At 70.7% G+C, this 2,887-nt stretch carries 2 protein-coding genes and 1 pseudogene; all 3 read left to right on the top strand.

Annotation, left to right across the window (positions count from 1 at the left end; all coding sequences use genetic code 11):
* Positions 1 to 1,398: PP2C family protein-serine/threonine phosphatase (locus tag BN11_RS21375; protein WP_053084124.1), on the top strand; the 1,398-nt coding region annotated here is incomplete at its 5' end.
* The gene (locus BN11_RS14680) at positions 1,398 to 2,675 is read left to right on the top strand and encodes a vWA domain-containing protein (RefSeq protein ID WP_048698867.1); all 1,278 of its coding nucleotides are present in this window, start codon (positions 1,398 to 1,400) and stop codon (positions 2,673 to 2,675) included. The genes BN11_RS21375 and BN11_RS14680, both read left to right, overlap by 1 nt.
* Positions 2,672 to 2,887 (top strand): annotated as a pseudogene (locus BN11_RS25270) (phosphopeptide-binding protein); the annotation flags it as partial. The gene BN11_RS14680 and the pseudogene BN11_RS25270, both read left to right, overlap by 4 nt.

Here is a 2,887-nt window from a genome sequence, read left to right on the forward strand (position 1 = left end):
GTCGACCCCGCGTCGCTGCCGCAACCCGAGGCGGCCGCCACGCCCGCCCCACCCGCGGAGGGCGAGGAGTCGCCGCTCGATATCGGGTGGACCGGTGTCGTGCCCGGGGCGGCCAGTTCGTATGACGCCACGCCCGTCGCCGTCCGGTGCGGAACCTGCGGCGAGGGCGTCTACACCGACGGGTATTGCGACCAGTGCGGTGCGAAGGAACCCAATCCGCGTGACCACCTCGAGGAGAATGTCGCGGTCTGGGTGGGCGGGGTCAGCGACATCGGCCGGCGTCACTCCCGCAACGAGGACGCGCTCGCCCTTGCCGCACAAGCCGATCCGGTGTCCTGGGCCGTGCTGGTGGTGTGCGACGGCGTCTCCAACACCACCGACTCCGATATCGCCAGTCTGGCGGCTGCGCGGGCCGCCCGCACGGTCCTCGAGCAGCCGTTGAGTTCCGGGATGGGTGTCGCCGCGGCGGCCCAGGCCGCGGCCACCAAACGCCTCGGCGAGGCCGTGGCAGCCGCCAACGGGGCAGTCATCGGCAAGACCAAGCAGGGCGACGAACACTCGCCGTCGTGCACCTTCACCGGGGCCATCGTCGACGGGCGGACCGCATATGTCGCGAATGTCGGTGACAGCCGGATCTATTGGTTGCCCGACAGCGGCGGCGGCGAGCAGCTGAGCATCGACGACTCGGTCGCCGCCGAACAGATCGCCTCGGGCATCGAGCGCAAGGTGGCCGAGACCGGGCCGATGGCCCATTCGATCACCCGGTGGCTCGGCATCGACGCGCCCGACGACCTCACGCCCCACACCCGCACCATCCAGCTGTCGGAACCAGGCTGGCTGATGCTGTGCACCGACGGGCTGTGGAACTACTGCTCCGAGGCCAGCGCGCTGCACGACAAGATCGTGGAGTTCCAGGCGAACGGCACACCGGCGCAACCACTCCCGCTGGCGCGGGCCCTGGTCGGATTCGCCAACAACGCCGGCGGGGCCGACAACATCACTGTCGCGCTGGCCCGCATCCCGGCCGACGGCGAGGACATCGCCGCCGCCGGGGCCGTGCTGCAGGCCCCCGCCCCCGAGGCAACGGCTGAGGTGCCTCCGGTGCCGGGGAAGACGTCGGACGCGACCGCGCCCGACCCGGCCGGCGTCACGGACGCGTCAACGCAAGCCCCCGGCATACCGGCTGAAGAGTCCGGCACACCGGCGGGGCCACTCGAGGCACCTGCTGAGGCGCCTGCTGAGACACCCACTCAGGCACTCGGCATACCCGGTGAGCAGCCCTCGATCCCCGCCGAACAGACCGCGGCCGGCGCGGCGGCGCCACCGACCGGTGAGACCCAGGACACCGAATCCGCGGGGGATTTGGCAGGATCGGCGCATACAGAAAAGGGGCAGTGATGGCGCAGTTCACAGCTGAGGCATTCCAGAACCAGTACCTCCCGGACGGGGCGACCGATGTGCACGCCATCGTGCGTGTCGACGCATCGGGCGCGACGACGGCCGCCGCGATGAGCGGGCAGGGTGCGGCCGAGGTGATCATCGTCGACACCTCGGGTTCGATGGGGGAGAAGGGCATCCGCGAGGGTGCCGTCGCCGCCACCGCGGCCTTGCAGGAGATCGCGGACGGCACCAACTTCGCGGTCATCGCCGGCAACCACCTCGCGTGGCAGGTCTATCCGAGCGCGCCCGTGCCCGGGACGGCCATCATGGACCCGGCCAACCGCGCCGCGGCCATGAATGCGGTGCGCGGCTTCCGGGCCGACGGCGGCACGGCGATGGGTCAGTGGCTGCTGGCGGCTCGCCAGGTCTTCCTCACCGTGCCCGACACCTATCGCAAACACGCGATCCTGCTGACCGACGGCGCCAACGAGCACGAAACTCCGGACCAACTGACCTGGGCGATCCAGTCCTGCACCGGGGCGTTCCAGGCGGACTGTCGCGGAGTCGGTGACCGGTGGCAGGTCGATGAGGTGCGGCGCATCGCGTCGGCGCTGCTCGGCACCGTCGACCTCATCCCGCAGCCGGAGCAGATGGCCGAGGAGTTCAAGACCCTGATGCGGGCCTCGATGTCCCGGGGCGTTGCCAGCGCCGAACTGCGGGTATGGGCGCCGCAGGGGGCGCAGGTGCTCTTCGTCAAGCAGGTCTCGCCCAACCTCGAGGACCTGACCACCCGGCGCCGGGAGGTCAACCCGCTGACCGGCGCCTATCCCACCGGTGCCTGGTCGGACGAGTCGCGCGACTACCACGTCGCCGTGCGGCTGCCCGCCAAATCCGTTGGGCAAGAACAGCTTGCGGCTCGCGTCCAGATCGCCATCGGCGAGGAGGTCCAGGCGCAGGCGCTGGTCAAGGCCATGTGGTCCAATGACGACGCGTTGACGGCCAGGATCAACCCGCAGGTGGCTCAGTACACCGGCCAGGCCGAACTGGCGCAGGCCATCCAGGACGGCCTGGCGGCCAAGGCCGCCGGCCGCGACGACGAGGCCACGAGCAAGCTCGGGCGCGCGGTTCAGCTGGCCAATGAGGCCGGCAACGCCGAGATGACGACCCGGCTGAAGAAGGTCGTCGACATCGACAACGCCGAGACCGGGACCGTGCGGTTGAAGAAGCAGGTGGAGAAGCTGGACGAGATGGCCCTCGATACTGCCTCCACCAAGACCCAGCGGGTGCGCAAGTGAGCGCCGTCTGCCCGAATGGGCACGACACCGTCTCGACGGACTACTGCGACGTCTGCGGCAGCCCGGTCGCGGCCGGCGCGTCCAGCGAGGCCCCCGCGGCGGCGGCGCCCGCTGCTGCCGCGTCCGGCAACTCCCTCGACCTGCCACCCGTCGGCGGGGATAGCGGTCCCAAGGACTGTCCCAACTGCGGCACTCCCAACGCCTCCTCCAGC

It is taken from the genome of Nostocoides australiense Ben110 (assembly GCF_001050535.1).
GTDB classification, from domain to species: Bacteria; Actinomycetota; Actinomycetes; order Actinomycetales; family Dermatophilaceae; genus Nostocoides_A; species Nostocoides_A australiense.

What these genes read in the sequence shown, in the direction of transcription:
- BN11_RS14680 (WP_048698867.1), top strand. Translation starts at nt 1,398, where the DNA reads ATGGCGCAGTTCACAGCTGAGGCATTCCAGAACCAGTACCTCCCGGAC.